This is a genomic window from Methyloterricola oryzae (genome assembly GCF_000934725.1).
Classification (GTDB): domain Bacteria; phylum Pseudomonadota; class Gammaproteobacteria; order Methylococcales; family Methylococcaceae; genus Methyloterricola; species Methyloterricola oryzae.
The window spans coordinates 465,041-480,662 of record NZ_JYNS01000001.1; the positions used below are offsets into that span (position 1 = coordinate 465,041).

13 protein-coding genes and 1 tRNA gene are annotated in these 15,622 nt (G+C 61.1%); all 14 read right to left on the reverse strand.

Annotation, left to right across the window (positions count from 1 at the left end; all coding sequences use genetic code 11):
* Nucleotides 1-17: 17 nt before the first annotated feature.
* The 14 genes from thrS to flhB all read right to left on the reverse strand — a co-directional run bounded on the left by thrS (nt 18) and on the right by flhB (nt 15,621).
* The gene (thrS, locus tag EK23_RS01995; protein ID WP_045223571.1) at nt 18-1,934 is read right to left on the reverse strand and encodes a threonine--tRNA ligase; all 1,917 of its coding nucleotides are present in this window, start codon (nt 1,932-1,934) and stop codon (nt 18-20) included.
* Nucleotides 1,935-2,000: 66 nt separating this feature from the next.
* A tRNA-Val gene (locus EK23_RS02000) sits at nt 2,001-2,077 on the reverse strand.
* A 206-nt stretch (nt 2,078-2,283) separates the two neighbouring features.
* A complete protein-coding gene (rlmKL, locus tag EK23_RS02005) occupies nt 2,284-4,512 on the reverse strand; it encodes a bifunctional 23S rRNA (guanine(2069)-N(7))-methyltransferase RlmK/23S rRNA (guanine(2445)-N(2))-methyltransferase RlmL (protein ID WP_045223572.1) in 2,229 nt (742 codons plus the stop codon).
* 9 nt (nt 4,513-4,521) lie between these two features.
* Nucleotides 4,522-5,820: a YihY/virulence factor BrkB family protein gene (locus tag EK23_RS02010; RefSeq protein ID WP_052807833.1), complete on the reverse strand. Its 1,299-nt coding sequence runs from the start codon at nt 5,818-5,820 to the stop codon at nt 4,522-4,524.
* A gap of 51 nt (nt 5,821-5,871) precedes the next feature.
* Nucleotides 5,872-6,447, reverse strand: a complete 576-nt coding sequence (locus EK23_RS02015) for a transglycosylase SLT domain-containing protein (RefSeq protein WP_235281879.1) — start codon at nt 6,445-6,447, stop codon at nt 5,872-5,874.
* Nucleotides 6,448-6,535: 88 nt separating this feature from the next.
* Nucleotides 6,536-7,156 carry an HpnM family protein gene (locus EK23_RS02020; protein ID WP_045223573.1) on the reverse strand — a complete coding sequence of 207 codons (621 nt, stop codon included), beginning with the start codon at nt 7,154-7,156 and terminating at the stop codon, nt 6,536-6,538.
* 112 nt (nt 7,157-7,268) lie between these two features.
* Nucleotides 7,269-7,673, reverse strand: a complete 405-nt coding sequence (locus EK23_RS02025) for a DUF2802 domain-containing protein (protein ID WP_082053858.1) — start codon at nt 7,671-7,673, stop codon at nt 7,269-7,271.
* A 1-nt stretch (nt 7,674) separates the two neighbouring features.
* Nucleotides 7,675-8,514 (reverse strand): flagellar motor protein MotD, encoded by an 840-nt coding sequence (gene motD, locus EK23_RS02030; protein ID WP_045223574.1) that lies wholly within the window; start codon nt 8,512-8,514, stop codon nt 7,675-7,677.
* The gene (locus EK23_RS02035; protein ID WP_045223575.1) at nt 8,514-9,275 is read right to left on the reverse strand and encodes a flagellar motor protein; all 762 of its coding nucleotides are present in this window, start codon (nt 9,273-9,275) and stop codon (nt 8,514-8,516) included. The genes motD and EK23_RS02035 overlap by 1 nt, the downstream gene beginning before the upstream one ends.
* A 69-nt stretch (nt 9,276-9,344) precedes the next feature.
* A complete protein-coding gene (locus EK23_RS02040; protein ID WP_045223576.1) occupies nt 9,345-10,121 on the reverse strand; it encodes an RNA polymerase sigma factor FliA in 777 nt (258 codons plus the stop codon).
* On the reverse strand, nt 10,118-10,948 hold the full coding sequence (locus EK23_RS02045) for a MinD/ParA family protein (RefSeq protein WP_045223577.1): 831 nt from the start codon (nt 10,946-10,948) through the stop codon (nt 10,118-10,120). The genes EK23_RS02040 and EK23_RS02045 overlap by 4 nt, the downstream gene beginning before the upstream one ends.
* 28 nt (nt 10,949-10,976) lie before the next feature.
* Complete coding sequence (gene flhF / locus EK23_RS02050; protein ID WP_045223578.1) at nt 10,977-12,326, reverse strand: flagellar biosynthesis GTPase FlhF; 1,350 nt, start codon at nt 12,324-12,326, stop codon at nt 10,977-10,979.
* Nucleotides 12,327-12,344: 18 nt separating this feature from the next.
* A complete protein-coding gene (flhA, locus tag EK23_RS02055; protein WP_045223579.1) occupies nt 12,345-14,438 on the reverse strand; it encodes a flagellar biosynthesis protein FlhA in 2,094 nt (697 codons plus the stop codon).
* 46 nt (nt 14,439-14,484) lie between these two features.
* Nucleotides 14,485-15,621: a flagellar biosynthesis protein FlhB gene (gene flhB, locus EK23_RS02060; protein ID WP_045223580.1), complete on the reverse strand. Its 1,137-nt coding sequence runs from the start codon at nt 15,619-15,621 to the stop codon at nt 14,485-14,487.
* Between the last annotated feature and the right edge of the window lies 1 nt (nt 15,622).

A 15,622-nucleotide genomic window follows, 5' to 3' on the forward strand; every position in this document is an offset into this window, starting at 1 on the left:
TCCTCCACATCAAGACATTACACGGGTGCGGCCCGTGTCGATGCTTCATCGACCAGCCTTTGGACTATGTCCTGTAAGGTGAAATTACCCAGGTCCACACCCTTTTGAGTGCGCACGGTGACAGATGACGCCTCAACTTCCTTGTCGCCGACAATCAGAAGATAAGGCACCCGCTTCATCGAGTGCTCGCGGATTTTAAAGCCGATCTTCTCATTTCTCAAGTCGCATTTTGCGCGCAAGCCTCGCGCATTCAATTCCTTAGCCACCGATTCGGCATATTCGGCCTGACGGTCGGTGATATTGAGCACCACCACCTGGGTCGGCGCCAGCCACAAGGGGAAATAACCGGCGTAATGCTCGACCAGAATGCCGATGAAGCGCTCCATGGAACCCAGGATCGCGCGGTGCAGCATCACCGGCGCCTGTTTCGCGCCACTTTCGGCTACATACACGGCGCCGAGGCGCTCGGGCATCGAGAAATCCACCTGAATGGTGCCGCATTGCCAGACGCGGCCCAGGCAATCCTTTAAGGAAAATTCGATCTTGGGGCCGTAGAAAGCACCCTCGCCCGGCTGCAACTGCCATTCCAGGCCCTTGCTGTCCAAGGCCTGTTGCAATGCCGCCTCGGCCTTATCCCATACCTCATCGGAACCGACCCGCTTCTCCGGTCGGGTGGACAGCTTGAGCAGAATCTCGTTGAAGCCGAAGTCCGCGTAGACCTTCTGCAGCAGGTCGATGAAGGTCGACACTTCCGACTGGATTTGGTCCTCGGTGCAGAAGATGTGCGCATCGTCCTGGGTAAAGCCACGCACGCGCATGATGCCGTGCAGCACGCCGGACAGCTCGTTGCGGTGGCAGGAACCGAACTCCGCCAGGCGCAGCGGCAGATCGCGGTAGCTCTTCAAGCCCTGGTTGTAAACCTGGATGTGGCAGGGGCAGTTCATGGGCTTGATGGCGAAGTCGCGCTCTTCCGCCTGGGTGGTGAACATCTCGTCCTGGAACTTGTCCCAGTGGCCGGACTTTTCCCACAGGGCGCGGCCCACGATCGTCGGCGTCCTGATCTCCTGATAGCCGTTGTCGCGAAACACCTGGCGCATGTACTGCTCAACCGTCTGCCACAAGGCCCAACCCGCCGGATGCCAGAACACCATGCCCGGGGCTTCCTCCTGCACGTGGAACAGGTCCAGGGTCTTGCCGATCTTGCGGTGATCGCGCCGCTCCGCCTCTTCCAGACGGTGCAGATAGTCCTTCAAGTCCTTCTTGTCGGTCCAGGCGGTGCCGTAGATGCGCTGCAGCATCTCGTTGCGGGAATCCCCGCGCCAATAGGCACCCGCCACCTTCATCAGCTTGAAGGCCTTGAGCTTGCCGGTATCCGGCACATGGGGACCGCGGCACAGGTCGGTGAAATCGCCCTGGGTGTAAAGCGAAAGCTGCTCGCCCTGGGGGATATCCTCGATGATCTTGGCCTTGTATTCCTCGCCCAGCCCACGGAAATAGGCAACCGCCTCGTCGCGCGGCAACACGCTGCGCTTCACTTCCAGAGCCTGCGCGGCCAGTTCTTCCATCTTCTTTTCGATGGCCGCCAGATCCTCCGGCGTGAAGGGACGCTCGAAAGAGAAGTCGTAGTAGAAGCCGTCCTCGATGACCGGACCAATGGTCACCTGGGCATTCGGGAACAGGGATTTGACAGCCTGGGCCAGCAGGTGCGCGGTAGAATGGCGGGTGACTTCCAGACCTTCCGGATCGCGGCTGGTAATGATGGCCAGGTCCGCGTCGGACTCAATGAGGCAGGACAGATCCACCAGCCTGCCGTCGATCTTGCCGGCCAGCGCCGCGCGCGCCAGCCCCGCGCCGATGGACTCCGCCACCTCGCGCACGGTGACGGCTCGATCGAACTCGCGCTTGGAACCATCGGGCAGCGTTACAACGGGCATCTCGCGAACTATCCGGCCAAAAACTGCATGAACAAAAAAGCATCGCTAAGCGATGCTTTGGGAATATGGTAGGCGCGATTGGATTTGAACCAACGACCCCCACCATGTCAAGGTGGTGCTCTAACCAACTGAGCTACGCGCCTGCTTTAGGTCATTCGTCAAGGCTGCGCAGTATAGTGGAGATTCCAAGTGAATGGAAGCCCCAATTCCAACATAGGTTGACGGGGGCCCATCACTTGCTCAAATCTTTTCGTTCGTTCGACATGGCTCCGAACGGTTCAGTATTCGCCACCCACCCAACCGGGTCCGCCCAGAAGTTGGACAAAGCGCACAGCGGAAAGCCAGACGCTCAAACCGTGCCCACGTCAGCGTGGCCATCCCCTTCTCTACGGATGAGCCAACAATAATGGATGCGAGGATTTCGCTGGAAATCCGTCGGAATGCTCTTTACCGAGATATCCTCGGCCACCAAGCCATCCAAGCTTTGCAGCCTGAACTTGCGAAAATTGGTGGAGAAGATCAAAAGCCCCCCGGGCGCAAGCAGGCTGGCGGCCTGCCTGATCAGTTCCGGGTGATCCTTCTGAATGTCGAAGGCAGCGTGCATGCGCTTTGAGTTGGAGAAGGTGGGCGGGTCGAGAAAGATCAGATCATAGCGGCGTGTCTGCCGCTTGGATTCCTCAGCCAGCCAGGCCAGGCAGTCGGCCTGGATCAGTTCGTGTTTCGACCCTGCCAGCCCGTTCGCCGCTAGGTTGCGGCGCGCCCAATCCAAATACGTGTTGGACATGTCCACGGTGGTGGTCGACACCGCACCGCCCACTGCGGCGTGCACCGTCGCCGAACCAGTGTAGGCAAACAGGTTGAGAAAGCGCTTGCCACCGGCCTTCTGCTGGATCATCAGGCGCGTACTGCGGTGATCCAGGAACAACCCGGTATCCAGATAGTCCTGAAGGTTCACCCATAATTTGCAGCCGCCCTCCTCCACCAACAAGAAGCGTCCGCCTTCGGCCTGCTTCTCGTATTGTTCTGCCCCCTTCTGGCGACGCCGCACTTTGAGGAATAGGTGATCGGGCGCGATTTCAAGAACGGCGGGCATGACCGAAAGGGCTTCCAACAGCCTTCCCTCGGCCTTCTTCGGGTCGACGCTGGCCGGCGCTTCGTATTCCTGCACATGCAGCCAGCGCTCATCACCCTGGTAGATATCCAAGGCCAAGGCATATTCCGGCAGGTCGGCGTCATAAACGCGGTAGCAACTGACCTGATTCTGACGCGCCCACCGCCCAAGGCTCTTCAGATTCTTGCGCAGGCGGTTGGCGAACATCTGGGCACCCGGCGTGGCGGGCTGCATGGCCAAGGCGGCTGCCCGGCGCAACAGACGGGCGACTTCGCCGCTCTCTCCCTCGCCATGGGGCACGAAAAAGCGTTCCGGATCAATCTCGAAATTGAGCAGCTTGCATTCCAGCGCTCCATTGAACAGCCGGTACTGCTTGTGTGAGCGGATACCCAAGCGAAAAGCCAGTTCCGGGTTGCCGGTGAGCACGCTGGCGCGCCAGCCTTGGAAGTGAGACTGCAGGGTCTGGCCCAGCGCCTCGTAGACGGGGCGCAGGGTCTCCACTTCGCCCAAACGTTCTCCGTAAGGGGGATTCACCACCAGCAGGCCGACAGGTTTGCGCGGCCGCACTGTCTCGGCCGATGCCTTTTCCACGTGGACATGGCCGCGCAACCCAGCCCGTTCGAGATTGCCCAAGGCGGCGTGCACGGCCTTGCGGTCGAGGTCATAGCCATGGATGGCGACTTTACAGGCTTTCAAGCCCGCCTCGCGGCGATCCTCGGCCTCGGCCTTCAAGGTCTCCCAAAGGGGAGCGGCGTGCCCCTTCCAGCGAAGAAAGCCGAAATGCTCCCGCGTCAGGCCCGGTGCGATGTCGGCAGCCATGAGCGCGGCCTCTATGGGCAGGGTGCCGGACCCGCACATGGGGTCGATCAGGTCTCCACCCTGCCGAGCGATTTCGGGCCACCCGGCGCGCAGCAGCACCGCTGCCGCCAAATTCTCCTTGAGCGGCGCGGCTCCACCTTCAAGGCGGTAGCCGCGCTTGTGCAGACTCTCCCCGGACAGGTCCAGACTTACGTGGGCCGTATCCCGATCCACGAACACATTGACGCGGATATCCGGCCGCGCGAGTTCCACTGTCGGCCGCACCCCGCAGAGTTCGCGGAACTGATCGACGATCGCGTCCTTGACCTTCTGGGCGCCGTAGCGGGTGTGTGTGATGGCCGAGCGGATGGTCGCGAAATCCACGGCCAGGGACGCGTCTGGCACCATGTGTTCCGCCCAGTCCATGGCTGCGATCCCGGCATACAGAGCCTCGGGCGTCGCGGCCGGAAACTCCGTCAACTTGAGCAGCACGCGATTCGCCAGACGAGACCAGAGGCAGGCGCGATAGGCCTCCGCCAGGCCACCGGAGAATTCGACGCCCGCACGCGCTTCCCTTGCGTCGCCGGCACCGAGGGCAGCAAGCTCTTCAAGCAACAGGCGTTCAAGACCCAGCGGCGCGGTGGCGAAGAATGTCAGTGTTTCGCTCAATGTTTTACCTCAGCCAGCGTTCCCCGCGACGATCATCTCGCGCAGGGATGTCTCACCCGCCTGAGACTTCAGAGCGTCTTCGAACCCCGCGTGAAAAGCCTCTATGGCCGCACCGCAACGCGTCTCAAGCATGCTCAGATTTGCCTCGTCATGGGCTTCGCGCAATGCGCAAAGCAGTTCAGCCATGCGGATTGCCGAAAGGTCCCGGGCGGGCACGAATCCAGGGTCATCAGTTCCCACGGACATCAACAACCCCCGATCCCTGAGCACATCCAGAAGTTCATTGACACAGTCCTCCGGCAGTTCCAGGGCTTCCGCCAACGCTTCGGCCGTCCAGGCGGGGCCGCCTTCGAGAAAACGGCATCCCACCAACCACATGAGCGACAGGCCCACCCGCTCGAAGGATCGCGGACCCAGGCGCAGATGGGTGGAACGCCAACGGAGGTAGCGCGGGTGCTGGCAATAAAAAGATACCTGCACGCCCAGCAGCACGATCAGCCAACTGACATACAACCAGATCATGAACAGCACCAGGATCGCGAAACTGGAGTAAACCGCATGATACTGGGCCGAGCCGGCGATGAATCCGGCAAATGCCCAGCCAGCGGCCTTCCATGCCAGGCCGGCTGCAGTTCCTCCCACCAGGGCGGCGCGGCCGCTGACTTTGGCATTGGGAACGTAGCGATACAGAAATGTAAAGGCGGCAATGACGAACGCGTAGGGCAGCAAGACATGCGCGGAATGCAGGACGGGCTCGAACAATCCGCGCCAGGCCCGCGTCCGCGGCCCGCCCTCGACCAGGTCACTCAGGCCGCCGAACAGCGAGACAAGAAGCAGGGGACCGACCAGTGTGAAGCTCAGATAGTCGCTAAAGCGCCGCAGCAAACTCCGCGATGTCTTGGTGCGCCAGATGTGGTTGAAGGACTCTTCGATCTTCTCCAGCAGCGACACACTGGTGTAGAACAGAAAAGCGAAGCCGAGAAAGCCCAGCAAACCGACCCGCAGTTTCTTCACAGATTCCAGGATGCGGCCTGCCACGGCCTCCGCGTTGTCACCCAGCGGCGCCAGCAATTCCAACAGCAAGGGCTCCAACTGGCTTTCGCCGCCGAACGCCTTCATGATCGAGAAGCTCACTGCCAGAAGCGGCACCAGCGCCAGCAAGCTGGTATAGACCAGGCTCATGGCGCGGTAGTCCAGCCCGCCCTGCTTCACCTCGCGCATGACCGCGAGAAAGGCCTGCGCCGAGAAACCGGTCTGGCTCCGAAGGGACTCGCCCCAGCGACTGACGAAAGGTCCGTAGGCGCGCATGCTGCAATTCCGCCCTCGATTCATTCGAATGGGACCTAGGCCCCGCCCGAATCAATCAGACAGTGCTGCCTCCAGTACCCCAGCGCAGCCCTGCAACTGCCGGCCGTATAGTGCTGCCAGGGCCTCGACCCGCTGCGCAGCGCGCAACAGGCCCGGCTTGGCGCGCCAAGTGCCGCGCCTGAACCCTGATTGCCCCTCGTGATAGGCGAGGTACTGGTAGTATGCATCGCTCTTGCTCACCCCCAGCTTGCTGTAGGTCTGGTGAATGTACCAGGCGACGAAGTCCACGGCGTCGACAAAGTCATCCCGGTCGGCGCCGCCATTGCCGGTCGTTCGCAGATACCAATCCCAGGTCTCGTCCTTTGCCTGCGCGTAGCCGAAGGCCGAAGAGGGCCGCCACAACGGAATACCGAGAAAGCGCACCCGCGGCGGCCTCGCATCGTCCACGAAAGAGGATTCCTGTTTGATGATCGCCATCTGGACGGGGATGGGCGCGCCCCAGCGTCGGAAAGCCTCATGGGCTCCCGCATACCAGTCGTCCTTTTCCCGGAATATGGCGCAAAGATCACTGGTATGGGACGGAGGCGCCGTGGCGCAGCCCGAGAGAGCCATGGCGACCAGCCCCAAGCAGACGTCCCTGACGCGGAGGGTAACGCGCCGCCCGCGGCTACCGATCCACCATGGCGCAAGCCTTGCCAAGTATCAGCGATGTGAATCAGCCCTGCTTGGAATTGTTGGCGGCGTAATCGTTGATCTTCTGCGTCAGCTTGTTGAGCAGACTGTCGAAACCTTCCCGGTCGATGACGCTGGTGTATTGCGCCTTTTTCAGGGCCAGGTCGCTGATGCCGTCAACCACAATGTTGATGATGGCCCACCTGCCCCCGCTCTGGTTCAGCATGTATTCGAACTTGACCGGCTTCTCCTTCGGCGCCTGCAAGGCGTAGCGGAGGGTGACCCGGGTCGGTTTCACGCTCTGCTCGGATTCGTACTTGAATTCCTCGCCGGCATAATCGTTGAACTGCGCGGCGTAGGTGGCTACGCTGAGATCCGCCAGTTTCTGCACGAAGGACTTTTTCTGCTGCTGGTCCAGGGATTTCCAGTGGTTCCCAAGAGCAATCTGAGCGATGGCATCGAATTCATGGGTTTCCCGCACCACCGAATCCAACTTCTTGTAGCGACCCTGATAGCCGAGCTGCTTGGCGTTCCTCATCACATCGATCAGGACGCTGTTCAACTTGTCCACGGTCTGCTTGGGACCGCCAGCGGCACTCTCTTCGGCGCCGACTGCCTGTGACAGGCAGATCAGGAGAAACCCGATGACGATTTGGACGTACATTGCACACCCCATGTTTCACGGAATGCGCTGACTATATCATAAAGACCCCGGCCCGCCTCCAGTTTTGTAGACCCTGCGCAACAAATCGACCACTTACAAGCAACACATCAGGCTATTTCGGCGAGCCGTGCAAGCGAACCAGCAACTTGGCCTCGGACAGTGAAATACCGAATTCGGACACCAATTCCTCCGCGCTGGCCCCCTGGCGGATGCGTTCGATTGGTCCATGATAGGTCGGGGGGGCATTGCCGGCGACGGGCTCCTCGCGAATGCTCTCGCAACGCTCCAGACATTCACGCAAGCGCTTGCCGTGGTCGGCCAGAGTCCGGTCCAGGTGCACTCCGGCGGACGACATGCCGGCCAGATCGTTACCCTGCCGCGCCAAGGCTCGCGTCAGCTTAAGCTGATCCTGCTGCAGCAGCGCGATGGCCGTGCGCATCCGCCAGTGGGCCAGACCGAGGGCGGCCACCAGCAGGATCAGAACCACCAGCACGAGGATCAGCATTTCCTGTGGCATATCAACGCGGCGCCGCCGGTGGCGTCGGGGTCACGACCGCCGATGTCTTGTCCGCAGATTTGGACTGCAGCTTGATGGTCACCCGGCGGTTGCGATACCGTCCTTCCTCCGTGTCATTGGACTGCATGGGGTGATGCTCCCCGTAACCGATGGCGGCCATGCGGTGAGGCTCGATGCCATTGCGCATCAACTGGTGCACAACACTAGCGGCACGGGCCGCAGAGAGTTCCCAGTTGGACGGAAATTCCCGCGTGTTGATCGGCTTGTTATCGGTGTGCCCCTCGACCTGGATCGTATTTTTTACACTCTTGAAGATGTCGGAAAGCTTTTCCAGCATCGGCGTAACCTCCACCGAAAGATCCGCTCGTCCGCTGGGAAACAGCAGCCCGCTCTTCATTTCCACTTCGATCCAAGACTCATGGCGCTTCAGTTGTATCAGATCATCCTGGATATAGGGCGCCAGTTCGCGCTCGATGCGATCGGCGACACCTTGCAATTGCGCCTTGTCGTCGCCGGCGCTGCCGCCACCTCCGGTATCCACTACATCCGGTGACGACGGGCGCGTGTCGGGAGCAATGGGCAATTCCGCGCCATCCACCGACTGAGTGATGGTGCCAAGCTGGATGGGATCCGCGCTGCGCTCGATGTAACCGGGCTGCTTGGTCGTCGTGGAAAATGCGGTATTCAGGGTTTCCGACAGGACCTTGTATTTGCCTTCATTGACCGAGGATATGGAGTACATCACCACGAAGAACGCGAACAGCAAGGTGATGAAGTCGGCATAGGACACCAGCCAACGCTCTAGATTCTCATGCTCTTCGTGCCGCCCCTTGCGCCGCATTACTTCACCACCTTTTCGGGTTCCTCGACGAATCCGGACAGCTTCATTTCGATGTTGCGAGGATTCTCGCCCTCGGCAATGGAAATGATGCCTTCCAGCATCAGTTCACGGTCCTGCTGCAGTTTCTGGCTCACCGCCTTCAGCTTGTTGGACATGGGGATGAATAACAGGTTGGCCAGGCCGACCCCGTAGATGGTGGCGACGAAGGCCGTGGCGATGCCGCTGCCCAATTTGCTGGGATCGGAGAGGTTCTGCATGACGTGGATGAGGCCCATGACGGCACCGATGATGCCGATGGTGGGAGAGAATCCTCCCATGCCCTCAAGCACCTTGGCGGCCTGCAGGTCCCGCTCATGCCGGGCGAACATCTCCACCTCCAGGCTGTCGCGGATGGAATCCGCCTCGTTGCCATCCACCAGCAGTTGCAGGCCTTTGCGGGCGAAGGGGTCCTTTTCCCCCGAGATCATGTTCTCCAGGCCCAAAAGACCCTCGCGCCGGGCTACGGAACTCCAGCCGGAAATCTTCTTGATCTGTTTCGGCCCGTCCAACAGTGGCGGCACGAACACCCACTTCATCGCCTTCAAGGCATGCAGGAAGGTGCTGAGGGGGGTCTGCAGGAGCACGGCACCCAGGGTACCTCCCATAACGATCACGATGGCCGGCCCGTTCAACAGGGAGCCGATGTGACCGCCCTCCCAGGCATTGCCACCGATGATGGCTCCCAGTCCTATGATGACGCCAATGATGCTTAATGGGTCCATGGGGGACACTTCGTGGGACCGCGGGGCGATCCTTATGAGTTCGGTTCAGGCGAAAGCCCGAGCAAGCGCTCATCCCTTCCGGGTGGTCCGGCGCTTCCTGGGATTAACCGAATCGGCGCCGTCATCCAGCCAGTCGTGCATTCTCGCGCGGAGTCGCATCATCGCCTGGCTCTGGATCTGGCAAACTCGCGACTCGCTCACACCCAGCACCTCGCCGATTTCGCGCAGGTTCAGTTCTTCCTCGTAGTACAGCGAAACCACCAGGCGCTCGCGTTCCGGCAAACCGGAAATGGCGTCGGCCAGGGACTTGGCAAATCCGCTCTGGCTGAGACGGTCGAAGGGCGCCGCGCGCATGTCGGTGCACCCATCAAGCACCGAATCACCGGCCTCCAGCAGTTCCTCGATGCTGAAGATGCGGCAACTCATGGCATCCTGCAGGATCAGGTGATATTCCGACAAGGGCATTCCAAGATGCTCGGCCACTTCCGCATCACGCGCGTCACGGCCGGTCTTGGCTTCGATGGCACGGATGGCCTCGGCCACCTCGCGCGCCTTGCGGTGCACGGATCGGGGCGTCCAATCGTAGCGGCGTAGCTCGTCCAGCATGGAACCGCGGATGCGTATGCCCGCGTAGGTCTCGAAGCTCGCGCCCTGGGAGGGATCGTAATGCTGCACGGCTTCAAGAAGCCCCACCATGCCAGCCTGGATCAGGTCGTCCACCTGTACGCTCGGCGGCAGGCGACTGAGCAGATGATAAGCGATGCGTTTGACGAGGGAGGCATGCTCTCGAACCAGGACATCCGTTTCGTCTGCCTGCATCGAGGCATACATGGCAATTCCGTTCATAAAGCCGCCGCGCTGCTGTACTCGATCATGCGTTCGACGAAGAACTCGAGGCGGCCGGACACCGCATCGGACATCGGCAAAGCCTCCGCTTTCCGAGCCAAGGCGCGGAAGGCCTGCGCAGACTTGCTCTGCGGATACAGCAGACTCACGGGCCCCTGCCTCTGCACCGACTTCTTGAGGTAATCGTCCTGGGGAATCGCCCCGAGATAATTGAGCGCCACATCCAGATAACGGTCGGTCACCTTGCACAGCTTGGTGTACAAAGCCAAGCCCTGCCTCTCGTCCGGAACCATGTTGGCCAGGATCTGAAAGCGGAAGACGCCGTAATCGCGGTTCAAGAGCTTGATGAAGGCGTATGCGTCGGTCATGGAGGTTGGTTCGTCGCACACCACCAGAAAGATTTCCTGGCAGGCACGGGCGAAATTGACCACGCTACCGGAAATTCCCGCTGCAGTGTCGACGATGAGCACGTCGATATCGCTCCCGATTTCGCTGAAGGCCCGGATGACACCCGCCTGCTCGCCCACGGTCAGTTCGGACATGCGCTGCAGACCGGAGGATCCCGGCACCACTTTGAGACCGCCCGGCCCCTCCACGATGATCTCTTCCAGCGAACGCTCGCCGCTGAGCAGATGGGACAGGTTGTATTTGGGCTGCAGGCCCAACAGGACATCGACATTGGCGAGCCCCATGTCGGCATCCATCAAAGCCACATGATGGCCCAGTTCATTGAGGCACACGCCGAGATTGACCGAGACGTTGGTCTTGCCGACCCCGCCTTTGCCGCTGCTCACTGCGAATACACGAACCGGTCTGGGCTGTACCATTCTTCTGATTCCCTCAGCCTGATCGCGATTATACATTGGCATATGCCACCCAGTCCTCATATCCGTATGATTCATATCCTTCAAGGTCGGGCCGCCCGTCAGCGCGGTCGGCAAAACACTGATCTAATAGTAGATGAGTTCGCGCCAGATGCAGGTCTTCCGGCACCTGCTGGCCATCGGTCACCAGGGATACCGGCAGTTTTTTCTCGATCAGGACAGAAATCGCTGCGCCCAACTGCCCCGCCTCATCCAGCTTGGTAAGGATGCAGGCCTTGGGATCGAAGGCGCCAAACGCCGCGATGGCCTCTTCCATGACCCGCGCCTGGGTCGCAGCCGACAAGACCAGGTAGGACTTCACGGGAATCTCGTCCTGGCGCAAGACCGCGAGCTGTTCCGCCAGCCGCAGGTCCTTGGGGCCCATTCCAGCCGTGTCGATGAGCACCAGGCGCTTATCGCAGAAACTGTTGAGCAGGCTCCGCAACTCGCCCGCGTCCGCCGCCGAGCGCACCGGCACGTCCAGAATACGCCCATAGGTCGTCAGCTGATCGTGCGCCCCGATGCGGTAGTTATCGGTGGTGATCAGCGCCACCTGGCGCGGCCCGTGCTTTAGGCGAAAGCGCGCGGCCAGCTTGGCGATGGTGGTGGTCTTGCCGACGCCGGTGGGACCGACCAGGGCGACGATGCCGCCATAGTCCAACAGGTTGTCCTCGACGATGGGCAACTGGCTGCCGATCAAATCCTGGCAGCCCTGCCAGGCCAGTGAAAAATCGGCCACACCGCCCAGGCGGTTGGCTAATTGCAGGGCAATTTTCTTGGAAAAGCCGCGCTCCGACAGGTTGCGCAGCAAATCGAGGCGCGCGGGAGCGGACTTCAACGAACTGTCCCAAGCCGACAAGGAGCAATGGGCATCCAGCATGCGCCGCATCTGCTGCATTTCCTTGCGCATCTCCATGAGCATGCCGTTCGACGGACTTTCCACCGGAGCTGTTTGCGGACGGACCGGGGCTGAGGGTGGCTTTGCCACCGTCTCAGCCCTCGCCTGCGTCTGTGGGCGGCTGCGTGGCGTGCTGGTCGGCTGGGGCGGCGTCTGACGCAGGGACTGGGTGGCCTCGCGGAACGCTTCGTCTGCGCGGCGCTGCGATTCCTTGCGGACGGCCGTTTCCCCTGGCTGTGCCATGGACGGTTCCCGCGCTTGTGCGCTGGTTCCGGACGGCCACTGATCCATCATCGACTGCTCGTCGAAATCGCGGGCCGCCACGATCTCAACGCCGCCATCCACCTTGCGGTTGGACAGAATCACGGCGTCCGGCCCCTGCTCTTCGCGTACCATGCGAATGGCCTGCTTGATGTCCGGAGCAAAGTACCGCTTGATCTTCATGACACCACCTCATCGTCATCATCCGCGCTGGCCAATGGTGGCGACCACCTTGACCTGCCGGTCCTCGGGAATTTCGTTATAAGCCAGCACGTTCAGGCCCACGATCGTGTGCCGGACGAAGCGTGCCAGCCAGGGCCTGATTGGCGAAGACACCAGCAGGATGGCGGGCTGCCCTTCCATTTCCAGCTTCTGTGTCTTTTCTTCCAGGGCGGTGTGGATCTGTTCGGCCAACCCCGGTTCAATTCCCGCGGTGTCCTGCCCCGTCGTCTGCAATATACGTTGCAACAACTGTTCCAGATCCGGATCGAGGGTGATGACGGGTATCTCCTTTTCTATCCCACTGATTTTCTGAACAATAAGCCGGCCGAGGGCCGCGCGCACCACCGCCGTCAAAATGGCGGGATCCTGGCTCCGCCCCCCGTACTCCGCCAAAGTTTCGGCGATGGTCCGGACGTCGCGGATGGGAACGTTCTCCTGCAGCAGGTTCTGCAGCACCTTCACCACCACGCCCAGCGGCAAGGTCTTGGGCACCAGGTCCTCCACCAGCTTGGGCGCCATGCGGCCCAGGTTGTCCAATAGCTGCTGGGCTTCTTCATGGCCAAACAACTGGTGCGCGTTGGACTGCAGCAAGTGGCTGAGGTGGGTGGCCACCACGGTGCTCGGATCCACCACGGTGTAGCCCAGGGTCTGGGCGTGGTCGCGCTGGTCCGGCTCGATCCAGACCGCTTCCAGGCCGAAGGCCGGATCCTTGCCTTCAACGCCTTTGAGCACGCCGTAGACACGGCCCGGATTGATGGCCATGAGGCGTTCCGGCAAGACTTCCGCTTCCCCGGAGGTGACGCCTAGCAAGGTGACGCGGTAGGCATTGGGCGACAGATCGAGATTGTCGCGGATATGGACGGAGGGAATCAGAAAGCCCAGTTCCTGGGACAATTTCTTGCGTACCCCCTTGATTTTGGACATGAGCTGCCCGCCCTGATTCTTGTCCACCAGCGGAATCAGGCGGTACCCCACTTCCAGCCCGATCAGGTCCACCGGCTGCACATCGTCCCAGCCCAGTTCCTTCACTTCCGGGGCCGCCAATTGCGGCACGGCGCGTTCCTCCGCCACCACCAGCGCCTGCTGGCGCTTGCGCTGGGTGATCATGTAGGCCGACGCGCCTAGGGCCGACGCCAGCAGCAGGAACACGAAGTTAGGCATCCCAGGGATCAGCCCCAGCAGGCCGATCACGGCGGCGCTGAGGGCCAATGGCTTGGGATCCGCAAGGAACTGGGTGCTGAACTGCTGACCGATATCCTCCGTGCTGCTGGAAACGCGGGTGACGATGATGGCGGAAGCCACTGACAGCAGCAGCGAGGGCAACTGCGCCACCAAGCCGTCGCCGATGGTCAGAAGGGTATAGTTGTGCAGGGCCTCGCCGAATGGCAATCCATGCTGAGCGACGCCGACGATCAACCCGCCGATGATGTTGATGAACAAGATCAGGATGCCGGCGACGGCGTCGCCGCGCACGAACTTGCTGGCGCCGTCCATGGAGCCGTAGAAATCCGCCTCGCTGGTGACTTCGATGCGCCGCGCGCGCGCTTCGTCCTGGTTGATCAGGCCGGCGTTGAGGTCGGCGTCGATGGCCATCTGCTTGCCCGGCATGGCATCCAAGGTGAAGCGCGCGCTCACTTCGGACACGCGCCCCGCGCCCTTGGTGACTACCACGAAATTGATCACCACTAGGATGATGAAGACGACGATACCGACGGTGTAGTTGCCGCCGATGACGAACTCGCCAAAGGCCTCGATCACCTTGCCAGCGGCGTCCGGCCCCTTGTGGCCTTCCATCAAAACCACGCGCGCCGAGGCCACGTTGAGGCTCAAGCGCAACAGGGTGGCCACCAAAAGCACGGTAGGAAACACCGCGAAGTCCAGCGGCCGCAGGGTATACAACACCACCAGCAGGATCAGGAGGGAAAGCGCGATATTGAAGGTGAACAGCAGGTCGAGCAGGAATGCTGGCAGCGGCAGCACCAGCATCGCCATCATGAGCAGCACCACGAGTGGCGCACCCAGCCCCAGCCCGGTCACTCCCCTCAGTCTGCTCAGGACGCTGATCGTCGCCATATGAGTTTCGCGTTAATGGGGATTGTTTGCCGCGCGAAGCCCGTCTTCAGGCTTCCGGCCCCTGTTTGAACTCGTCCGGCACGCGCAAGTCGGCGGGCGGCGCCGGTGTATCCCCGCCGAACTGCCGGGCGGCCCTCAACTGGTAAACATAGGCCAAGACCTGAGCCACCACCAGATAGAGACCCGCCGGAATCTCACGCTCCAGTTCCGTGGAATAGTAGAGGGCGCGAGCCAGAGGAGGCGCAGCCAGCAGGGGAACTCCAGCCTCCTGGGCAATGGAACGCATCTGCGCAGCAATCAGATCGGTACCCTTGGCCACGACGGTGGGTGCGCCCATCGCACTCTGGTCGTACTTGAGGGCGACGGCGAAGTGGGTCGGGTTGGTGACCACCACGTCCGCTTTTGGCACCTCCTCCATCATCCGCCGCCGCGCATATTCCATCTGCAGGCTGCGGATCTTGCCCTTCACTTCCGGCTTGCCTTCGATATCGCGCATTTCATCCCTGACCTCCTGCCGGGTCATGCGCAACTGGCGCGTGTAGCTCCAGAGTTGAAACGGCACGTCGATTGCCGCAATCAGCACCAGCGACGCGCACAAATAAAGGAGGCACTTGACGATCAGTTCGCCCGCGCGGCGCGAGGCCGGCTCCAGGGATTGCCGGTTGAGACTCAAAAAATCGTCGAAATAATGCATGAACAGCAAGGCAGTAACCCCACCGATCAGTACAAACTTGAGCAGTGACTTGACCAGTTCGTTCAGCGCCTGCGGCGAGACCATGCGCTTCAAGCCCGTCAGCGGATTCAGCTTCTCCCACTTCGGGGCGTAGGCCTCATGGCTGAAATTCCATCCGCCCAGGGACATGGGCGAAGCCAGCGCCACCAGCGCCATGAGCAGCAGGAACGGGGCAATCAGTTTCACCGCTATCCAGAAATCCTGCACCAGGTGCTCGATGATGGCTCGATCTTCGAACAGATCGTGGCGGGTCAGGCGAAAATCCGCCTCCATCAAGGACCACAGGTTCTTCATCAACAGGTCGCCGAAGAAATAAATCACCACTGATCCGGTAAGCAACAAGACCAGGGTGTTGAGCTCCCGTGAACGAGGGATCTGGCCCTTCTCCCGCGCCTCGCTGAGACGTTTTGCGGTGGGTTCTTCAGTGCGTTCCTCCTGGTCTTCAGCCATG

Coding starts and splice junctions, on each gene's coding strand:
- thrS (WP_045223571.1), bottom strand. CDS start 1,934: ATGCCCGTTGTAACGCTGCCCGATGGTTCCAAGCGCGAGTTCGATCGA.
- EK23_RS02010 (WP_052807833.1), bottom strand. CDS start 5,820: ATGCGCGCCTACGGACCTTTCGTCAGTCGCTGGGGCGAGTCCCTTCGG.
- EK23_RS02020 (WP_045223573.1), bottom strand. CDS start 7,156: ATGTACGTCCAAATCGTCATCGGGTTTCTCCTGATCTGCCTGTCACAG.
- EK23_RS02025 (WP_082053858.1), bottom strand. CDS start 7,673: ATGCCACAGGAAATGCTGATCCTCGTGCTGGTGGTTCTGATCCTGCTG.
- motD (WP_045223574.1), bottom strand. CDS start 8,514: ATGCGGCGCAAGGGGCGGCACGAAGAGCATGAGAATCTAGAGCGTTGG.
- EK23_RS02035 (WP_045223575.1), bottom strand. CDS start 9,275: ATGGACCCATTAAGCATCATTGGCGTCATCATAGGACTGGGAGCCATC.
- EK23_RS02040 (WP_045223576.1), bottom strand. CDS start 10,121: ATGAACGGAATTGCCATGTATGCCTCGATGCAGGCAGACGAAACGGAT.
- EK23_RS02045 (WP_045223577.1), bottom strand. CDS start 10,948: ATGGTACAGCCCAGACCGGTTCGTGTATTCGCAGTGAGCAGCGGCAAA.
- flhF (WP_045223578.1), bottom strand. CDS start 12,326: ATGAAGATCAAGCGGTACTTTGCTCCGGACATCAAGCAGGCCATTCGC.
- flhA (WP_045223579.1), bottom strand. CDS start 14,438: ATGGCGACGATCAGCGTCCTGAGCAGACTGAGGGGAGTGACCGGGCTG.
- flhB (WP_045223580.1), bottom strand. CDS start 15,621: ATGGCTGAAGACCAGGAGGAACGCACTGAAGAACCCACCGCAAAACGT.